The organism is Klebsiella sp. K-Nf6, assembly GCF_002806655.1.
Classification (GTDB): domain Bacteria; phylum Pseudomonadota; class Gammaproteobacteria; order Enterobacterales; family Enterobacteriaceae; genus Klebsiella; species Klebsiella variicola.
In genome coordinates, this window is sequence record NZ_PIBN01000006.1 from 163,777 (window position 1) to 182,102 (window position 18,326).

Consider the following 18,326-nt stretch of genomic DNA (forward strand, 5'->3'; position numbering starts at 1 on the left):
CTGATGCAGTACATCCAACAACCGCAGGCGATCGAGGCGAAAAGCTTCGACATCATCAGCGAGATCATCGCTGAAACGCGCCCGGACTACCGTTTTGCCAGCCCACTGCATGAGGCGATTATCAAGCGGGTGATCCACACCACCGCTGACTTCGACTGGCTGGATATTCTGTGGTTTTCTCCGGATGCCCTGATCGCGCTGAGCGAGGCGTTGAGCCGGCCCTGCACGCTGTATACCGATACCACCATGGCGCTGTCCGGGATCAACAAAACCCTGCTGGCCCGCTTTGGCGGCGAATGCCGTTGCTATATCAGCGACCCGCGGGTGGTTCGCGAGGCGCAAAGCCGGGGGATGACCCGTTCGATGGCGGCGGTGGATATTGCGGTGCAGGAGCCAGGGGAGAAAGTGTTCGTCTTCGGCAATGCGCCAACCGCGCTGTTTCGCCTGCTGGAACATCGCGAGATCGCCATCGGCGGCGTGGTGGGGGTACCGGTCGGGTTCGTCGGCGCGGCGGAGTCGAAAGCGGCGCTCAGCGAGAGTGGCCTGCCGGCTATCGCCGCGCTCGGCCGCAAAGGGGGAAGCAACGTGGCGGCAGCGATTGTGAACGCTCTGCTTTACCACCTGCGGGAGGCGCAATGAGCGACCAGACCTTTGACGCTCCGGTGTGGCATCACGGCAAAGCGCTGCGCAAGGGCTACACCACCGGCTCCTGCGCCACGGCGGCGGCAAAAGTGGCGGCGTTGATGGTGATGCGCCAGCATCTGATCCATCAGGTCTCGATCGTCACCCCCTCCGGCGTCACCTTGTGCCTGAACGTTGAGTCCCCGCACGTCGAAGGGCAGCAGGCGGTCGCCGCGATCCGTAAAGACGGCGGCGATGATGTCGACGCCACCCACGGCATGCTGATTTTTGCCCGGGTGACCCTCAATGACAGCGGAGAGATTAGCCTGCAGGGCGGCGAGGGCATCGGCACGGTGACCCGCAAAGGGATCGGTCTGCCGACAGGCGGTCCGGCGATAAACCGTACTCCGCGGCACACCATCGAGACCGCCGTTCGCGAAGCGATTGGCCCTTCCCGCGGCGCGCAGGTGGAGATCTTTGCTCCGGAAGGTGTACTTCGCGCGCAAAAAACCTATAACGCGCGGCTGGGGATCCTCGGTGGGATCTCGATTATCGGCACCACCGGGATCGTCACCCCGATGTCGGAAGAGAGCTGGAAGCGTTCGCTCTCCCTCGAGCTGGAGATAAAACGCGCCGCCGGGCTGGATCGCGTGGTGCTGGTGCCGGGCAACCACGGCGAGCGCTTTGTCCGCGAGCAGATGGGCATCGACCCGCAGGTGGTCGTCACCATGAGCAACTTCGTCGGCTACATGATTGAAGAGGCGGTTCGGCTCGGTTTCCACCAGATTGTGCTCATCGGCCACCCCGGCAAACTGATCAAAATCGCCGCCGGGATCTTTCATACCCACAGCCATATCGCCGATGCGCGGATGGAAACCCTCGTCGCCCATCTGGCGCTGCTTGGCGCGCCGCTGCCGCTGCTGACGCTGGTCAGCGAGTGCGATACCACCGAAGCGGCAATGGAGCATATCGACGCCTGGGGATACCAGCGCCTCTATAACCATCTGGCTGAGCGTATCTGCCAGCGCGTTCTTGAGATGCTGCGCTTCACTCAGCAACCGCCCACCTGCGACGCGGTTCTGTTTTCGTTTGATAACCAGGTGCTGGGCAGCAGCCGTCCGCTGGAGGCGATTGCCCGGGAGCTGGCATGTTGACGGTCGTGGGGATGGGCCCGGCGGGGCTACACTGGCTGACCCCGGCCGCGCGCGAGGCGATCGGCGCCGCCGAGGCGCTGGTGGGCGGCAGCCGCCATCTCCAGCAGTTTCCCGCCTTCGCCGGCGAGCGCTTTGCGCTGGGGGCTGATATTCCGGCGCTGCTGGCGTGGATCGAGGCCCGCGCCGGGCGCCACGTCGTGGTGCTGGCCTCCGGCGATCCGCTGTTCTATGGCATTGGCACCCGGCTGATTGCCCACTTTGGCCGGGAACGAGTGCAGGTGATCCCCGGCATCAGCGCGGTGCAGTACCTCTGCGCCCGGGCGGGCATCGACATGAACGACATGTGGCTGACCAGCAGCCATGGCCGGGAGGTGAGCGTCGATGCGCTGGCCGCCCACCGGAAAGTCGCCATGGTGACCGACGGCCGCTGCGGACCGCGGGAGATTGCCGCCCAACTGACGGCCCGCGGCAAAGGCCATCGCTGGATGGTGATTGGCGAGAACCTGGCGATGGAAAACGAGCGGATCCACTGGCTGCCGGTCAGCGCTGTGGAGGACGAATATGAAATGAATGCGGTGGTGATCCTCGATGAAAGATGAGCTGTTTTTGCGCGGCGCCCAGGTGCCGATGACCAAAGAAGCCGTGCGCGCGCTGGCGCGGGCGAAGCTGGAGCTGCACCGGGCGCGCCATCTGATTGATATCGGCGCGGGCACCGGCAGCGTCAGCATTGAGGCCGCCCTGCAGAACCCGGCGCTACGGGTGACGGCGATTGAGCGTCAGGCCGACGCGCTGCGCCTGCTGGCGGACAACCGGCAGCGCTTTGGCTGCGACAACATCGCTATCGTGGCGGGCGTCGCGCCGCTGGCGGTCGCCGACAAAGCCGACGCTATCTTCATGGGCGGCAGCGGCGGCCACCTGACGGCGCTGATCGACTGGTCGCTGGCGCAGCTGCATCCCGGCGGCCGGCTGGTGATGACCTTTATTTTGCAGGAAAACCTTCATAGCGCCCTGGGGCACCTGCAGCAGTGCGGCATTCGCGAGGTGGACTGCCAGCAGCTGGCAGTCTCCACGCTGGCCACGCTGGGCAGCGGCCACTATTTCAAACCTCATAATCCCGTTTTTGTCATCGCCTGTCAGAAGGAAGAAAACCATGGCTGAGACTTTTGATCCCCATTGCGTGTGGTTCGTCGGCGCCGGTCCTGGCGATCGCGAACTGATTACTCTCAAAGGATACCGTCTGCTGCAGCAGGCGCAGGTGGTGATCTACGCCGGGTCGCTGATCAACACCGAGCTGCTGGCCTACTGTCCGCCACAGGCGGAGTGCCACGATAGCGCCGCGCTGCATCTGGAGCAGATCCTCGACCTGATGGAGGCGGGGGTGAAGGCGGGAAAAACGGTGGTGCGTCTGCAGACGGGCGATGTTTCGCTGTACGGCTCGGTGCGCGAACAGGGCGAAGAGCTGACCCGCCGCGGGATCCGCTGGCAGGTGGTGCCGGGCGTCAGCGCCTTCCTCGGCGCGGCGGCCGAGCTGGGGGTGGAGTACACGGTGCCCGAGGTATCGCAAAGTCTGATTATTACCCGTCTGGAAGGGCGCACGCCGGTTCCCGCGCGCGAACAGCTGGAGGCCTTTGCCAGTCATCAAACCTCCATGGCGATTTACCTGTCGGTGCAGCGTATTCACCGGGTGGCGGAGCGGCTAGTGGAGGGCGGCTACCCGGCGACCACCCCGGTTGCGGTGATCTACAAGGCCACCTGGCCGGAAAGCCAGACCGTCCGCGGTACCCTCGCGGACATCGGCGACAAAGTACGCGACGCCGGGATCCGCAAAACGGCGCTGATCCTGGTCGGTCCCTTCCTTGGCGATGAGTATCACTACTCAAAACTGTACGCAGCGGATTTTAGCCATGAATACCGTAAAGCCTGAATCCATTGCCCTGTTTTGCCTGACGCCCGGCGGCGTGCGGTTGGCAAAACGGCTGGCGGCCATGCTACCGCTCACCTGCTACACCAGCGAAGCGCTGCAGGAAGAGGGGTTTATCCCCTTCAATGGCGGCTTTGCCTGTGCAGCCCGCGAGGCGTTCAGCAGCTTCTCGGCGCTGATTTTTATCGGCGCCACCGGGATTGCCGTGCGGGTGCTGGCCCCGCTGGTGAATGACAAGTTCAGCGACCCGGCGGTGGTGGTGATTGATGAGCGCGCCCGGCACGTCATCAGCCTGCTCTCCGGCCATGCCGGGGGGGCGAACGCGCTGACCCGCTATCTGGCCGGGATGCTCGATGCCGACCCGGTGATCACCACGGCGACTGACGTCAACGAGCTGGCCGCCCTCGACACGCTGGCCTTCCAGCTGAACGCCAGGATGACCGATTTTCGCGCGGCGGTGAAAACCGTCAACCAGATGCTGGTGAGCGGTAAGCGGGTGGGGCTGTGGTGCGACGCTGAATTTACCGAGGCGCTAAGCCGGTGCGACCAACGCGGCTTTATCCCGGTAAGCGACCTTGCGCGCTTGCCGGCGCTCGACGCGCTGATCTGCGTCACCCTGCGCCGGTCGCTGCCGCCGCTGCCGGTACCTCACTGGAAGCTGGTGCCCCAGCGGGTGGTGGCGGGGATCGGCTGTCGGCGCGACACCCCCTGTTCCCTGCTCTGTACGTTGCTGGATCGCCAGCTTGCCGCTCAGCGTCTTGACCCGCTGGCGCTGAAAGCGATTGGCAGCGTGAGCCTGAAGGCAAACGAGCCGGGGTTGCGCCAGTTGGCTCACCGCTGCCGGGTGCCGTTCGAAACCTTCAGCGCCGAGGCGCTGCGCGAGCACGAGCACCGCTTTCCGGCCTCGTCTTTTGTCCGGGAGACGGTCGGCGTCGGCAGCGTCTCCGGCCCGGTGGCCTGGCTGCTGAGTCAGGGAAACCTGTCCGGCGAAACCCTGCGCGAGCAGGGCGTGACCATTACTTTGGGAGTAACACACTGATGTTAAGCGTAATCGGAATTGGCCCTGGCTCGCAGGCGATGATGACCATGGAAGCCGTGGAGGCCCTGCAGGCGGCAGAGATTGTGGTGGGCTACAAGACCTACACCCACCTGGTAAAAGCCTTTACCGGCGACAAGCAGGTGATCAAAACCGGCATGTGCAAAGAGATTGAACGCTGCCAGGCCGCCATTGAGCTGGCGCAGGCCGGGCACAACGTTGCGCTGATCAGCAGCGGCGACGCCGGCATCTATGGCATGGCGGGGCTGGTGCTGGAGCTGGTCAATAAGCAGCAGCTGGACATTGAGGTTCGTCTGATCCCAGGGATGACGGCCAGTATCGCCGCCGCCTCGCTGCTCGGCGCGCCGCTGATGCATGATTTCTGCCATATCAGCCTCAGCGATCTGCTGACGCCGTGGCCGGTGATTGAAAAACGCATTGTCGCCGCAGGGGAAGCGGACTTCGTCATCTGTTTTTACAACCCCCGCAGCCGCGGCCGCGAAGGGCATCTGGCGCGCGCCTTTGCGCTGCTGGCGGCCAGCAAAAGCCCGGACACGCCGGTCGGCGTAGTCAAATCTGCCGGGCGCAAAAAGCAGGAGAAATGGCTGACCACCCTCGGGGAGATGGATTTTGCCCCGGTGGATATGACCAGTCTGGTCATCGTCGGCAACAAAGCGACTTACATCGACAACGGTCTGATGATCACCCCGCGAGGCTACACGCTGTGAACCACGGCGACGTGCTGGTTATCGGGGGCACCAGCGATGCGCGGGCGATCTGCCAGCAGCTGGACGCCGCTGGCGTGCGCTACACCCTGTCGGTGGCGACCCCCACCGGCGAGCGGCTGGCCGGCGATATCCGCGGGCGGATACGCTGCGGGCGCATGGAGTGGCAGCAGATGGCGGAGTGGCTGAGGGCGCAGCGCACCCGCTGGGTGATCGACGCCTCTCACCCCTACGCCGAGGTGGTCAGCCAGAATATTGTGCGCGCCTGCGCCAGCACCGGGGTCCTGCTCAGCCGTTATCAAAGACCGGAGCAACTGAGCGATCTGCACCATCCGTTACTTCACGTGGTCGGCGACCTGAATGAGGCCTGCGCGGTGGCTCGTCGCCTCGGTGAGCGGATCCTGCTGACCACCGGCAGCAAAGATCTGGCGGCCTGGCGGGCGGGACTGGCGGAGAAAACGCTGCTCGCCCGGGTGCTGCCGGTGCCAGAGGTGGTTCAGCACTGTAGCGATCTGGGGTTTGGCGTCGGGGAAATCTTTGCCCTCTGCGGGCCGTTCAGCGCCGAATTTAACGCCGCCTTTTATCGCCAGTGCCGGGCTGATGTTGTGGTCACGAAAGCCTCGGGCGCGGAAGGGGGCTATCAGGAAAAAGTACAACCCTGTCTTGATGCGGGGATCCCCTGCATCGTCATTACCCGCCCGGCGCCGCTGGTGAAGGGCGATGAATTACTGGAAAGCCAGGCCGATTTCGCTGCGCGGCTGACGCGCTGGCTGTCGGCGACTTGAGGAACAGGATATGAAAAAAGCACTTCTGGTGGTGAGCTTCGGCACCAGCTATCACGACACCCGTGAGAAGAACATTACCGCCTGCGAGCGCGATCTGGCCGCCAGCTGCCCGGACCGCACGCTGTTCCGCGCCTTCACCTCGGGGATGATTATTCGCAAACTGCGGCAGCGCGACGGTATCCATATCGATACCCCCCTGCAGGCCCTGCAAAAGCTGGCCGAGCAGGGGTATCAGGATGTGGCGATCCAGTCCCTGCACATTATCAACGGCGACGAGTACGAGAAGATCGTTCGCGAAGTGCAGAGCATGCGCCCGCGCTTTCAGCGTCTGACGCTGGGCGTGCCGCTGCTGAGCGGACATAGCGATTATGTTCAGCTGATGCAGGCCCTGCGCCAGCAGATGCCGCCGCTGGCGGCGACGGAGCGAGTGGTGTTTATGGGGCACGGCGCCAGCCACCACGCTTTCGCGGCCTACGCCTGTCTGGATCATATGATGGCGGTGCAGGGTTTTCCGGCGCGGGTGGGGGCGGTGGAAAGCTATCCCGAAGTGGACATCGTCATTAACGAACTCTCCCGCCAGGGCGTGACCGGCGTACATCTGATGCCCCTGATGCTGGTGGCCGGCGATCATGCCATTAATGATATGGCCTCCGACGAAGACGATTCGTGGAAAACCCGCTTCAATGCCGCCGGCATCCCCGCCACGCCGTGGCTGAACGGGTTAGGGGAGAATCCGGCGGTGCGGGCGATGTTTGTTGCCCATCTGCAGCAGGCGCTGAACGACGCGATGGAGAAAGCAGCATGAGCGGCAAACTCTACGCCCTGAGCACCGGGCCGGGGGCGGCCGATCTGATCACCGTGCGTGCGGCGCGGATCCTCGGCCAGCTGGATGTGCTGTATGCGCCAGCCGGCCGCAAAGGCGGCGACAGCCTGGCCCTCTCCATCGTGCGCGAGTACCTTGGCGCACACACGGAGGTCCGCTGCTGCCATTTTCCGATGAGCGCCGACAGCGCGGAAAAAGAGGCGGTGTGGAATGACGTCGCCGCGGCGCTGGCCCAGGAGGTGGCGGCGGGCAGGCAGGTCGGGTTTATCACCCTCGGCGACGCCATGTTGTTCAGCACCTGGGTCTTTCTGCTGCAGCGGATTGGCTGCCCCGACTGGCTGGAGATTGTCCCTGGCGTTACCTCCTTCGCCGCCATTGCCGCGCGGGCGAAAACCCCGCTGGCCATGGAACAGCAGTCGCTGGCGGTGATCTCCTGCACTGCACCGGAAGCGGACATTGCCGCGGCGCTGCGCCAGCATGACAGTCTGGTGCTGATGAAAGTCTACGGCCGCTTCGCCCGCATTAAGGCGCTGCTGGCGCAGGCGGGGCTGCTGGATGCGGCGCTGATGATGTCAGAGGCGACCCTGCCGGGCGAGCAGTGCTGGCGCCGTCTGCGCGAGGTCAGTGATGACCAGCCGCTGCCCTATTTCTCGACCATCCTGGTTAACAAACAGTGGGAGGACGCGCAATGAATCAGGTGAAATCGCTGAAGCAGCTTTCGTACGGGGGGTTGGCGGCCGCTATTCTGCTGATCATCGTCCCGCAGGAGGCGTTCGCCATGCATATCATGGAGGGATTTTTGCCGCCGATGTGGGCGCTGGCGTGGTGGCTGCTATTTTTACCCTGCCTGTGGTACGGCCTGGTGCGCCTGCGGCGTATCGTCCAGGAGGAGAGCAATCAGAAGGTGCTGCTGGCCCTCTGCGGGGCGTTTATTTTTGTTCTTTCGGCGCTGAAGATCCCGTCGGTGACCGGCAGCTGTTCGCACCCGACCGGCGTCGGTCTGGCGGTGATCCTCTTCGGGCCGGGCGTGGTGGCGGTGCTGGGGGCGATCGTTCTGCTGTTCCAGGCGCTGCTGCTGGCGCATGGCGGCCTGACTACCCTTGGCGCTAACGGGATGTCGATGGCGGTGATCGGCCCGATGGTCGGCTATCTGGTGTGGAAGCTGGCCTGCCGGGCGGGGATCCGTCGCGATGTCGGGGTCTTTCTCTGCGCGATGCTGGCGGATCTGATGACCTATTTTGTCACCTCCGTCCAGCTCGGGGTGGCTTTCCCCGATCCGGCCACCGGGGCAGGCGGATCGATCGTCAAGTTTATGGGGATCTTCTGCCTGACGCAGATCCCGATCGCCATCGCGGAAGGATTGCTCACCGTGATGATCTACGATCAACTGACCAAACGGCGGCTGATCGCCGCGGAGGGACATTAATATGAAAAAGACGCTGATCCTGTTAGCGATGGTAGTTGCCCTGATGATCCTGCCATTTTTTATTAACCACGGCGGCGAGTTTGGCGGCTCGGACGGTGAAGCGGAGAGCCAGATCCAGGTGGTGGCGCCAGATTATCAACCCTGGTTCCAGCCGCTGTACGAACCGGCGAGTGGCGAGATTGAGAGCCTGCTGTTTACCCTGCAGGGCTCGCTGGGCGCGGCGGTGATTTTCTACATTCTCGGGTATGCGAGGGGCAGGCAGCGCCGTGATGACCGGGTTTGACCGACTCAGCTACCAGAGCCGCTGGTTGCAGGTGGCGCCAGAGCGGAAGTTTCTGCTCTGGCTGCTGCTGATGGTGCTGGCCTTTACGCTGCCGGCGTGGGGCCAGGCGCTGACGCTGGCGCTGACCGCCGCGCTGACCTGCTGGCTGCTGCGGGTCTCATTCTGGCGCTGGTGCCGGTGGATGGCGCTGCCCTTTGGCTTTTTGCTGGTCGGCGTGCTGACCATTCTGTTTAGCATCAGCCGCGACCCGCAGATGCTGTTAGCGAGCTTTCGGCTGGGCGCTTTCTCGATAGGGATTTCCGCCCAGGGGCTGGCCGTGGCCGAGGAGACCTTCTGGCGCAGCCTGGCGGCGATGGCGGCCACGCTCTGGCTGGTGCTTAATCTGCCTTTCCCGCAGCTGATTATCTTACTCAAGCGCGGTCGCGTACCGCGACTGTTGACGGAGCAGATCCTGCTGACCTGGCGCTTCATTTTTATTCTGTTAGACGAGGCGATGGCGATTCACCGCGCGCAAACCCTGCGTTTTGGCTATGGTAGCGTGCCGCAGGGCTATCGCTCGCTGGCGATGCTGGTGGGACTGCTGTTCACCCGCGTCCTCCTGCGCTATCAGCAGATGAGCACGGCGCTGGATATCAAATTGTACCAGGGTGATTTTCACCTCTAAGGATAAGTATGCTTGCCACAACCGATCTCTGGTTTCGCTATCAGGATGAGCCGGTACTCAAAGGGCTGACGCTGGATTTTTCCCGCCACGCGGTGACCGGCCTGGTGGGGGCCAACGGCTGCGGAAAGTCGACGTTGTTTATGAACCTGAGCGGCCTGCTGCGCCCGCAGCAGGGGGCGGTGCTGTGGCAAGGAGAGGCGCTGAATTACAGCAAGCGCGGTCTGCTGGCGTTGCGCCAGCAGGTGGCGACGGTGTTTCAGGATCCGGACCAGCAAATTTTCTATACCGATATCGACAGCGATATCGCTTTTAGTCTGCGTAACCTCGGGGTGGCGGAAGAGGAGATCGCCCGCCGGGTGGATGAAGTGTTGACCCTCGTCGATGCCCAGGGGTTTCGCCAGCAGCCGATCCAGTGCCTCAGCCATGGGCAGAAAAAACGGGTGGCGATCGCCGGGGCGCTGGTGCTGCAGGCGCGCTACCTGCTGCTTGACGAGCCCACCGCGGGCCTCGATCCCCGGGGGCGGGCGCAGATGATCGCCATCATCCAGCGCATTGTCGGGCAGGGGCGGCGCGTGGTGATCTCCAGCCATGATATCGATTTGATCTATGAGGTGAGCGATGCTGTTTACGTTCTGCGTCACGGCGAAGTGCTGGCCGAGGGGGATCCCGGCGAGGTATTTGCCTGCGCGGAGACGATGGACCGGGCGGGATTGACGCAGCCGTGGCTGGTGAAACTTCATAGCGAACTGGGATTGCCGCTGTGTAAAACCGAAGCGGAGTTTTTTCAGCGGATGCACAACAACGCGATAGGCGCGATAAAGGAGGCGTCATGACGCTGGCAGTGATGTTACAGGGCACGGCTTCCGACGTCGGGAAAAGCGTGCTGGTGGCGGGACTGTGCCGCATTTTTCATCAGGATGGGCTGCGCACCGCGCCGTTTAAATCACAGAATATGGCGCTGAACTCCGGCATTACGCCGGATGGCAAAGAGATGGGCCGGGCGCAGATTTTCCAGGCCGAAGCGGCAGGGATCGCGCCGGATGTCCGCATGAACCCGATTTTGCTGAAGCCCACCAGCGACCGTCAGGCGCAGGTGGTGCTGATGGGGCAGGTGGCGACCAGCATGGACGCGGTGAGCTATCACCAGTACAAGCCGCGCCTGCGCGAGCAGATCCTCGCGGTCTACCAGAGCCTGGCCGGGGAGTATGAGGCGCTGGTGCTGGAAGGCGCCGGCAGTCCGGCGGAGATTAACCTGCGCGACCGCGATATCGTCAATATGGGCATGGCCGAGATGGCGCAATGTCCGGTGATCCTGGTGGCCGATATCGATCGCGGCGGGGTATTTGCCGCGATTTACGGCACGCTGGCGCTGCTCCAGCCCGAGGAGCGGGCGCGGGTCAAAGGGGTGATCATCAATAAATTCCGCGGCGATGTGGCGCTCCTGCGCTCCGGGATAGAGCAGATCGAGGCGTTGACCGGGGTGCCGGTGCTGGGCGTTATGCCGTGGCTTGACGTGGATCTTGAGGATGAAGACGGCGTCGCGCTGCAGGCCGGGAAATACCATCGCACCGACCGGCGCGACATCGACATCGCCGTGGTTCACCTGCCACATATCGCCAATTTTACCGACTTTAACGCCCTGGCGGCGCAGCCTGACGTCCGGGTGCGCTATGTCCGCGATCCGCAGGCGCTGGCCGATGCCGACCTGGTCATTCTCCCGGGCAGTAAAAATACCCTCGGCGATCTGTGCTGGCTGCGCGAGAGCGGCATGGCGCACGCGGTCGAGCAGGCCCGGCAGCGCAAGGTGCCGCTGCTGGGGATCTGCGGCGGCTATCAGATGCTGGGCGAAACCATTATTGATGAGGTGGAGTCTGGCCTTGGCACCCAGCCCGGACTGGGGGTGCTGAAGACCGTGACCCACTTCGCTCAGCACAAAACCACCACCCAGGTACAGGCGACCCTGGGGTCTGCGCTCCCGGATTGGCTAGCCGACGCGGCGGGTCTGCGCGTCAGTGGCTATGAAATTCATATGGGCGAGACGCGCCGCGAGGCCGGCAGCCCGCCGCTGCTGCAACTGCATAAAGCGGGACAGTCAGTGGACGACGGGGCGATAAGCGACGACGGCCTGGCATTCGGCACCTATCTCCATGGCCTGTTCGACAGCGATGCCTTTACCCGGGCGCTGCTCAACGGCCTGCGCCAGCGCAAAGGGCTGGCGCCTCTGGATAGCGTGCTGGAATATGCCCGCTATAAAACCCGGCAGTTTGATCGGCTGGCGGACGCCATGCGCGAACATATCGCCATCGATAAAATTTACGCCATCATGCGCCAACATCAGGAGCCCCTATGCTGACTCTGGTTACCGGCGGCGCGCGCAGCGGCAAAAGCCGCCATGCCGAGGCGCTGATTGCCGATGCGCCGCAGGTTTTATATATCGCCACCTCGCAAATCTTTGACGACGAGATGGCCGCAAGGATCCAGCATCATCGCGACGGCAGGCCCGCCCACTGGCGCACCGCCGAGCGCTGGCAGCAGCTTGATGAACTGATCACCCCGGATATCGCCCCAGCGGAGGCGATTTTGCTGGAATGCATCACCACCATGGTCACCAACCTGCTGTTCGCGCTCGGTGGCGACAGCGACCCCGATGGCTGGGATTACGCCGCCATGGAGCGGGCTATTGATGACGAAATTGGCGTGCTGATTGCCGCCTGTCAGCGCTGTCCGGCGCACGTCGTGCTGGTGACCAACGAGGTGGGGATGGGCATTGTGCCGGAGAATCGCCTGGCGCGGCATTTTCGCGATATTGCCGGGCGGGTCAATCAGCGCCTGGCGGCCGCGGCGGATGCAGTCTGGCTGGTGGTCTCTGGCATCGGCGTCAAAATCAAATAACTCAATCGCTGGCTGACCGGGCCAGCCCTGGCAGGGATTCTGTATGCAAAATTTAAACACGGTTCTGCGGGCGATCCCCGCGCCGGACGCCGACGCCATGGCGCGGGCACAGCAACACATCGACGGCTTACTCAAGCCCCCCGGCAGCCTGGGGCGTCTGGAGGCGCTGGCGGTGCAGCTGGCGGGAATGCCCGGCCTGGGCGGCCAGCCGCAGGTGGCGAAAAAGGCCCTGCTGGTGATGTGCGCCGACCATGGCGTGTGGGACGAAGGGGTGGCGATTTCGCCGAAAGCGGTCACCGCCATCCAGGCGGCGAATATGACCCGCGGCACCACCGGCGTCTGCGTGCTCGCCGCGCAGGCCGGGGCGAAAGTACATGTGATAGATGTCGGTATCGATAGCGAACCGCTGCCCGGCGTGGTGAATATGCGGGTGGCGCGGGGCTGCGGCAATATTGCCCGCGGCCCGGCCATGAGCCGCGAGCAGGGACAGGAGCTGTTGCTGGAGGTGATGCGCTACACCCGCGCGCTGGCGCAGGAGGGCGTTACCCTGTTTGGCGTCGGCGAGTTGGGGATGGCCAATACCACGCCGGCGGCGGCGATCGTCAGCGTTCTGACCGGCAGCGATGCGCAGGAGGTGGTCGGGATTGGCGCCAATCTGCCGTTGGCGAAGGTTGGCAACAAGGTGGAGGTGGTGCGGCGGGCTATCGCCGTCAATCAGCCCGACCCGAATGATGGTCTCGACGTGCTGAGCAAAGTCGGTGGTTTCGATCTGCTGGGGATGGCGGGGGTGATGCTGGGGGCGGCGGCCTGTGGGCTGCCGGTGGTGCTGGATGGCTTTCTTTCCTACGCGGCGGCGCTGGCGGCGTGTCAGATAGCGCCGGAGGTAAAACCGTATCTGATCCCGTCCCACTATTCGGCGGAGAAGGGGGCGCGTATCGCGCTGGCGCACCTGGGACTCGAACCGTATCTCAATATGGGCATGCGTCTGGGAGAAGGCAGCGGCGCGGCGCTGGCGATGCCGATCGTCGAGGCGGCCTGTGCGATGTACCATCGCATGGGCATGCTGTCGGCAAGCAATATTGTTTTACCGAAGGGGTAAACCTGAGAAGGGGCGGCAATAGCCGTTCCCGTTTTCGGCAGAGGTTTTGCCGGCGACAGAAACAAAAAAACACCCTTGAGGGTGTTTATGATGTTGGTTGCGGGGGCCGGATTTGAACCGACGACCTTCGGGTTATGAGCCCGACGAGCTACCAGGCTGCTCCACCCCGCGTCACCGTACTGCTTCACTTTGTCAAATTTGATTGGTTGCGGGGGCCGGATTTGAACCGACGACCTTCGGGTTATGAGCCCGACGAGCTACCAGGCTGCTCCACCCCGCGTCACCGTACTGCTTTACTTCATCAAATTTTAATTGGTTGCGGGGGCCGGATTTGAACCGACGACCTTCGGGTTATGAGCCCGACGAGCTACCAGGCTGCTCCACCCCGCGTCCGTGGAAGCGCACTATACTCCGCTAGCGAGATGTTGCAACCTTTTTTCGACCAAATCGACATTTTTGTAAGAATTGGCTTATAAAACGCCATGTTGTGGTCTTTTTTTACACAAATCTGTGCCATCGATGAGATCGCGCATTTCAATAGCCCCGGCGCTTTGTTATCTTCAACACGCACTAAGGCTTCGCAGCAAAAGATGAGACACCATGAAAGGACGTTGGGCAAAATATGTAGCGACGGGGGCAATGTTGGCCATGCTCGCCGCCTGTTCCTCAAAACCGACCGACCGCGGTCAGCAATATAGCGATGGCAAGTTCACCCAGCCGTTTTCACTGGTAAACCAGCCGGATGCCGTCGGGGCGCCGATCAACGCCGGCGACTTCTCCGAACAGGTTAATCAAATTCGTAACGCCTCGCCGCGCCTCTATAATAGCCAGAGCAACGTCTATAATGCGCTGCAGGAGTGGCTGCGCGCGGGCGGTGACACGCGTACGCTGCGCCAGTTCGGCATTGACGCCTGGCAGATGCAGGGCACCGACAACTATGGCAACGTCCAGTTTACCGGCTACTACACGCCGGTCGTGCAGGCGCGCCACACCCGTCAGGGTGAATTCCAGTACCCCATTTACCGTATGCCGCCGAAACGCGGCAAGCTGCCGTCCCGCGCCAGCATTTATGCCGGCGCGCTGAGCGACAACTATGTGCTGGCGTACAGCAATTCGCTGATGGATAACTTCATCATGGACGTGCAGGGCAGCGGCTATATCGATTTTGGCGATGGTTCGCCGCTCAACTTCTTTAGCTATGCCGGGAAAAACGGCTGGTCCTACCGCAGTATCGGCAAGGTGCTGATCGACCGTGGGGAAGTCAAGAAAGAAGATATGTCGATGCAGGCGATCCGCGAGTGGGGTGAAAAGCACAGCGAAGCGGAAGTGCGCGAGCTGCTGGAGCAGAACCCGTCGTTTGTGTTCTTTAAACCACAGTCTTTCGCGCCGGTGAAAGGCGCCAGCGCCGTGCCGCTGATCGGCCGCGCTTCGGTGGCTTCCGACCGGTCGATAATTCCGCCGGGAACTACCTTGCTGGCCGAGGTGCCACTGCTGGATAATAACGGCAAGTTTAACGGCCAGTACGAACTGCGCCTGATGGTCGCTCTCGACGTCGGCGGGGCCATCAAAGGCCAGCATTTCGACATTTATCAGGGTATTGGGCCTGACGCAGGCCACCGTGCCGGCTGGTATAACCATTACGGCCGCGTATGGGTGCTGAAAAACGCCCCGGGCGCGGGGAACGTCTTTAGCGGCTAACTCCCCTGGCCATGCCTGTTGACCTGGGCGCCCGGATGACGCCGTTTTACGGCGGCCTCCGGGCGCTGTCATTTTGTTCTGAGGTTCTATGTCTGTTGTAATCAGCGATGCCTGGCGCCAGCGTTTTGGCGGTACGGCACGTTTATATGGTGAAAAAGCGCTGCAATGTTTTGCCGACGCCCACGTCTGCGTGGTCGGGATCGGCGGGGTCGGCTCGTGGGCGGCGGAAGCGCTGGCGCGAACCGGCATCGGGGCGATTACCCTTATTGATATGGATGATGTCTGCGTCACCAACACTAATCGTCAGATCCACGCCCTGAGCGGCAACGTCGGGCTGGCGAAAGCGGAAGTGATGGCGGAACGTATTCGTCTCATCAACCCGGAGTGTCGGGTGACGGTGGTGGATGATTTCGTGACCCCGGAAAACGTGGCGGAATACCTGGGCGCCGACTTTAGCTATGTCATCGACGCGATCGATAGCGTCCGGCCGAAAGCGGCGCTTATCGCCTGGTGTCGCCGCTACAAAGTGCCGCTGGTCACCACCGGCGGAGCGGGCGGTCAGATTGACCCAACGCAGATCCAGGTCGCTGACCTGGCGAAGACCATCCAGGATCCGCTGGCGGCTAAACTGCGCGAGCGGCTGAAAAGTCAGTTTGGAGTGGTGAAAAACAGTAAAGGTAAGCTCGGCGTGGACTGCGTCTTCTCTACGGAAGCGCTGGTCTACCCGCAAGCGGACGGCAGCGTCTGCGCGATGAAGAGCACGGCGGAAGGGCCGAAGCGGATGGACTGCGCTTCCGGCTTTGGCGCGGCCACCATGGTGACCGCGACCTTTGGTTTTGTCGCGGTGTCGCATGCTCTGAAGAAGATGCTGGCGAAAGCGGAGCGGCAGACGACGTAAATTCCCGGGTCGCGGCGCAGGCGCCTTACCCGGTCTACAGGACAATTCCCCGGAGGCGGCGCTGCGCACCTGTCCGGGCGACAAAACTGCATGAGCCCGTAGCCCGGGCAAGGCGCGTCAAGCGCCGCCCCCGGGATGAGCTTAAACCTCAACCTCGCGGGCGGCGGCGAGTACCGCCTCGCTCAGGGCGCTGAGGCCCTGGCTGCGCGAGGCGCTGAGCTGGCCGCGCAGCCCCAGCTCGTCGAACAGCGCCAGCGGATCCTGCGCCAGGATCCCGGCGCGGGTTTTTCCTTCCACGGCGGTCAACAGTACCGCCAGCAGACCGCGCACAATCCGTCCTTCGCTGTCGCCAAAGAAGTGCAGCCTGCCCTCGGCGTCCTCCTCATAGCCCAGCCAGACGCGGTTTTCACACCCGGCAATCTCCCGGGCCTGCGCTTTGCGCTCATCGGTCAGCGCCGGCAGCTTTTTGCCCAATAAAATCAGCTGACGATATTTATCCTCCCACTGGTTTAGCGGGGCGAAGGTCTGGCGCAGCGTGGCGTCGGTAATGGTTGTGCCGAAGGGGTGCAGAGTTGTCATTAATCCACCAGAATTTCCAGGGCGCGATCCACCGCGTGGACCAGCGCTGCAACATCGTCTTGGGTATTGTAGGGGGCGAAAGAGGCCCGCAGCGTGCCGCTGACCCCTAAGGCCGCCAGCAGCGGCTGGGCGCAGTGTTGCCCGGCACGCAGGGCAATGCCCGACTCCGCCAGCAGCGTCACCAGATCGCTGTGATGAACACCGTCGAATTCAAAGGCGAGCAGGCTTGACTGCTGGCAGCGGAAAGAGCGGAAGCCCGGCCGTTTCGCCAGCGCCTCTTCCGCCAGACTCGCCAGACTGCGGCTCCAGTTTTCCGCCTGGCCGATATCGCTCTGCGCCAGCCACTCCAGGGCGGCGCTAAGGCCGATTACCCCGGCGACATTCGGCGTGCCGGCCTCGAGACCATAAGGGGCCGGCTGCGGCGTAAAGCCGTCAAAGCTGACCTCGGCGATCATTTTTCCGCCGCCGAGCCAGGGCGACATCGCCGCCAGCAGCTCGCTTTTGCCGTACAGGGCGCCGATCCCGGTTGGGCCATACAGCTTATGGCCGGAAAAGGCGTAAAAATCGATATCCAGCGCCTGCACGTCAGCGGGGAAATGCACCGCCCCCTGGGCGCCATCGACCATCACTACCATCCCGGCGGCGTGAGCAAGGCGGATAGCCTGCGCCAGGTCCGGGCAGCCGCCGGTGACGTTGGACATCTGACCGATGGCCAGCACCCGGCTGCGCGGGGTGATGAGCGCGCTGAGGCTGGCGATATCCGGCAGGCGGTCGGCGCCAAGCGGCAGTTTGACCACTCGGGCGCCGGTCTGCCCGGCCACCATCAGCCAGGGCACGAGGTTGGCATGATGCTCGGCTTCGCTAACGATAATTTCATCGCCAGGCTGCAGGCGCGGCCGGACGTAGCTCTGCGCCACCATATTGATGGCCTCGGTGGTTCCCCGCGTCCAGACGATATCTTTGCCGGACGGGGCGTTAAGCCACGCCGCGACGCGTTCGCGGGCCGCCTCATAGCGCTCGGTCAGCCGCTGGGCGGCGGCGAACTGGCTGCGATGGACGTTGCCGGCGCTCAGGCGATAAAACTGGTCGCTGGCGTCGATCACCGCCTGCGGTTTGAGCGCGGTCGCCGCGCTGTCGAGATAGACGCCGGCATCGGCCAGAGCCGGAAACTGCGCGCGAAAGTGCGCCGGGTTGAATGCGTTCATGGAATTCCTCGTATCAATCCCGCGATCGTCGCGCAATTTGCCGGGCGTGACAAGGCCTCTGCGCCCTGTGGAATTGTCCGAATGTGACTTCAGGTGGGTCAAAGAGGGTTATGCTGAAAAGTGTTGGGTTTGTGTTTTAACCTATTACTTAACGAGTCACGAATAGTATAAATAGCCGTAAGGAGAGAAAAATGAAAATGACTAAGGCCGCTGCGATTATCTCTGCCTGTATGCTGACTTTAGGCCTGAGCGCCTGTTCCTCTAACTATGTGATGCATACCAATGATGGGCGAACCATCGTTACCGACGGGAAACCGCAAACCGATAATGATACTGGCATGATCTCGTATAAGGACGCGTGGGGCAACAAACAGCAGATCAATCGCTCTGACGTGAAACAGCTGGGTGAGCTGGACGAGTAAGGCAGTAAAAAGGCAAAAAAAAGCACCGCGCGTTGCGGTGCTACATTAAATCACTATGGACAGACAGGGTAAATGTACAGGAAGTGAAAAGGGGG

At 62.8% G+C, this 18,326-nt stretch carries 22 protein-coding genes and 3 tRNA genes; 20 read left to right on the forward strand and 5 right to left on the reverse strand.

The window, feature by feature from the left end; all coding sequences use genetic code 11:
* Positions 1–3: 3 nt before the first annotated feature.
* From CWM61_RS12520 to cobT, 17 genes are read left to right on the forward strand one after another with little or no spacing between them, the layout of a single operon-like run.
* Positions 4–639: a cobalt-precorrin-8 methylmutase gene (locus CWM61_RS12520; protein WP_074387685.1), complete on the forward strand. Its 636-nt coding sequence runs from the start codon at positions 4–6 to the stop codon at positions 637–639.
* On the forward strand, positions 636–1,775 hold the full coding sequence (gene cbiD, locus CWM61_RS12525) for a cobalt-precorrin-5B (C(1))-methyltransferase CbiD (RefSeq protein ID WP_100631323.1): 1,140 nt from the start codon (positions 636–638) through the stop codon (positions 1,773–1,775). The genes CWM61_RS12520 and cbiD overlap by 4 nt, the downstream gene beginning before the upstream one ends.
* Entirely contained in the window at positions 1,769–2,374 is a 606-nt protein-coding gene (locus tag CWM61_RS12530; protein ID WP_100631324.1) for a cobalt-precorrin-7 (C(5))-methyltransferase, read from the forward strand. The genes cbiD and CWM61_RS12530 overlap by 7 nt, the downstream gene beginning before the upstream one ends.
* Positions 2,364–2,933, forward strand: a complete 570-nt coding sequence (locus CWM61_RS12535; protein ID WP_100631325.1) for a decarboxylating cobalt-precorrin-6B (C(15))-methyltransferase — start codon at positions 2,364–2,366, stop codon at positions 2,931–2,933. The genes CWM61_RS12530 and CWM61_RS12535 overlap by 11 nt, the downstream gene beginning before the upstream one ends.
* Positions 2,926–3,699 carry a cobalt-precorrin-4 methyltransferase gene (locus CWM61_RS12540; protein WP_004149602.1) on the forward strand — a complete coding sequence of 258 codons (774 nt, stop codon included), beginning with the start codon at positions 2,926–2,928 and terminating at the stop codon, positions 3,697–3,699. Before CWM61_RS12535 ends, CWM61_RS12540 begins: the two co-directional genes overlap by 8 nt.
* Positions 3,680–4,735 (forward strand): cobalt-precorrin 5A hydrolase, encoded by a 1,056-nt coding sequence (gene cbiG / locus CWM61_RS12545; protein ID WP_100631326.1) that lies wholly within the window; start codon positions 3,680–3,682, stop codon positions 4,733–4,735. The genes CWM61_RS12540 and cbiG overlap by 20 nt, the downstream gene beginning before the upstream one ends.
* Positions 4,735–5,460 carry a precorrin-3B C(17)-methyltransferase gene (locus tag CWM61_RS12550; protein ID WP_100631327.1) on the forward strand — a complete coding sequence of 242 codons (726 nt, stop codon included), beginning with the start codon at positions 4,735–4,737 and terminating at the stop codon, positions 5,458–5,460. Before cbiG ends, CWM61_RS12550 begins: the two co-directional genes overlap by 1 nt.
* The gene (locus tag CWM61_RS12555) at positions 5,457–6,242 is read left to right on the forward strand and encodes a cobalt-precorrin-6A reductase (RefSeq protein ID WP_100631328.1); all 786 of its coding nucleotides are present in this window, start codon (positions 5,457–5,459) and stop codon (positions 6,240–6,242) included. The genes CWM61_RS12550 and CWM61_RS12555 overlap by 4 nt, the downstream gene beginning before the upstream one ends.
* 10 nt (positions 6,243–6,252) lie before the next feature.
* Complete coding sequence (gene cbiK, locus CWM61_RS12560) at positions 6,253–7,047, forward strand: sirohydrochlorin cobaltochelatase (protein WP_074387691.1); 795 nt, start codon at positions 6,253–6,255, stop codon at positions 7,045–7,047.
* Positions 7,044–7,757, forward strand: a complete 714-nt coding sequence (locus tag CWM61_RS12565) for a cobalt-factor II C(20)-methyltransferase (RefSeq protein WP_074387692.1) — start codon at positions 7,044–7,046, stop codon at positions 7,755–7,757. Before cbiK ends, CWM61_RS12565 begins: the two co-directional genes overlap by 4 nt.
* On the forward strand, positions 7,754–8,491 hold the full coding sequence (cbiM, locus tag CWM61_RS12570; RefSeq protein ID WP_074387693.1) for a cobalt ECF transporter S component CbiM: 738 nt from the start codon (positions 7,754–7,756) through the stop codon (positions 8,489–8,491). Before CWM61_RS12565 ends, cbiM begins: the two co-directional genes overlap by 4 nt.
* A 1-nt stretch (position 8,492) precedes the next feature.
* A complete protein-coding gene (locus CWM61_RS12575; protein ID WP_012967312.1) occupies positions 8,493–8,774 on the forward strand; it encodes an energy-coupling factor ABC transporter substrate-binding protein in 282 nt (93 codons plus the stop codon).
* Complete coding sequence (locus CWM61_RS12580) at positions 8,761–9,438, forward strand: energy-coupling factor ABC transporter transmembrane protein (protein WP_100631329.1); 678 nt, start codon at positions 8,761–8,763, stop codon at positions 9,436–9,438. Before CWM61_RS12575 ends, CWM61_RS12580 begins: the two co-directional genes overlap by 14 nt.
* 8 nt (positions 9,439–9,446) lie before the next feature.
* The gene (locus CWM61_RS12585) at positions 9,447–10,271 is read left to right on the forward strand and encodes an energy-coupling factor ABC transporter ATP-binding protein (RefSeq protein WP_100631330.1); all 825 of its coding nucleotides are present in this window, start codon (positions 9,447–9,449) and stop codon (positions 10,269–10,271) included.
* Complete coding sequence (locus tag CWM61_RS12590; protein ID WP_100631331.1) at positions 10,268–11,791, forward strand: cobyric acid synthase; 1,524 nt, start codon at positions 10,268–10,270, stop codon at positions 11,789–11,791. The genes CWM61_RS12585 and CWM61_RS12590 overlap by 4 nt, the downstream gene beginning before the upstream one ends.
* The gene (gene cobU / locus CWM61_RS12595; RefSeq protein ID WP_016161746.1) at positions 11,785–12,330 is read left to right on the forward strand and encodes a bifunctional adenosylcobinamide kinase/adenosylcobinamide-phosphate guanylyltransferase; all 546 of its coding nucleotides are present in this window, start codon (positions 11,785–11,787) and stop codon (positions 12,328–12,330) included. The genes CWM61_RS12590 and cobU overlap by 7 nt, the downstream gene beginning before the upstream one ends.
* Before the next feature lie 43 nt (positions 12,331–12,373).
* Positions 12,374–13,429 carry a nicotinate-nucleotide--dimethylbenzimidazole phosphoribosyltransferase gene (gene cobT / locus CWM61_RS12600; RefSeq protein ID WP_100631332.1) on the forward strand — a complete coding sequence of 352 codons (1,056 nt, stop codon included), beginning with the start codon at positions 12,374–12,376 and terminating at the stop codon, positions 13,427–13,429.
* Between the two features lie 94 nt (positions 13,430–13,523).
* Here the strand turns inward: cobT and CWM61_RS12605 are convergent.
* The 3 genes from CWM61_RS12605 to CWM61_RS12615 all read right to left on the reverse strand — a co-directional run bounded on the left by CWM61_RS12605 (position 13,524) and on the right by CWM61_RS12615 (position 13,819).
* Positions 13,524–13,600: transfer RNA gene (locus tag CWM61_RS12605), tRNA-Met, on the reverse strand.
* Positions 13,601–13,632: 32 nt separating this feature from the next.
* Positions 13,633–13,709: transfer RNA gene (locus tag CWM61_RS12610), tRNA-Met, on the reverse strand.
* 33 nt (positions 13,710–13,742) lie between these two features.
* Positions 13,743–13,819, reverse strand: a tRNA-Met gene (locus CWM61_RS12615).
* A gap of 210 nt (positions 13,820–14,029) precedes the next feature.
* Here CWM61_RS12615 and mltA point away from each other — a divergent pair.
* Together mltA and tcdA are read left to right on the forward strand one after the other, a co-directional pair.
* Positions 14,030–15,127 (forward strand): murein transglycosylase A, encoded by a 1,098-nt coding sequence (gene mltA, locus CWM61_RS12620; RefSeq protein ID WP_071839043.1) that lies wholly within the window; start codon positions 14,030–14,032, stop codon positions 15,125–15,127.
* An 88-nt stretch (positions 15,128–15,215) separates the two neighbouring features.
* On the forward strand, positions 15,216–16,025 hold the full coding sequence (gene tcdA / locus CWM61_RS12625) for a tRNA cyclic N6-threonylcarbamoyladenosine(37) synthase TcdA (protein ID WP_074387715.1): 810 nt from the start codon (positions 15,216–15,218) through the stop codon (positions 16,023–16,025).
* 141 nt (positions 16,026–16,166) lie between these two features.
* On the opposite strand, the gene csdE is transcribed toward tcdA, so the two are convergent.
* Both csdE and csdA read right to left on the reverse strand, forming a co-directional pair.
* Complete coding sequence (gene csdE, locus CWM61_RS12630) at positions 16,167–16,604, reverse strand: cysteine desulfurase sulfur acceptor subunit CsdE (RefSeq protein WP_074387716.1); 438 nt, start codon at positions 16,602–16,604, stop codon at positions 16,167–16,169.
* Entirely contained in the window at positions 16,604–17,809 is a 1,206-nt protein-coding gene (gene csdA / locus CWM61_RS12635) for a cysteine desulfurase CsdA (RefSeq protein ID WP_008806276.1), read from the reverse strand. The genes csdE and csdA overlap by 1 nt, the downstream gene beginning before the upstream one ends.
* A gap of 197 nt (positions 17,810–18,006) precedes the next feature.
* Between csdA and CWM61_RS12640 the strand changes: the two genes are divergently transcribed.
* Positions 18,007–18,231 (forward strand): YgdI/YgdR family lipoprotein, encoded by a 225-nt coding sequence (locus CWM61_RS12640; RefSeq protein WP_002915549.1) that lies wholly within the window; start codon positions 18,007–18,009, stop codon positions 18,229–18,231.
* Positions 18,232–18,326 lie beyond the last annotated feature (95 nt).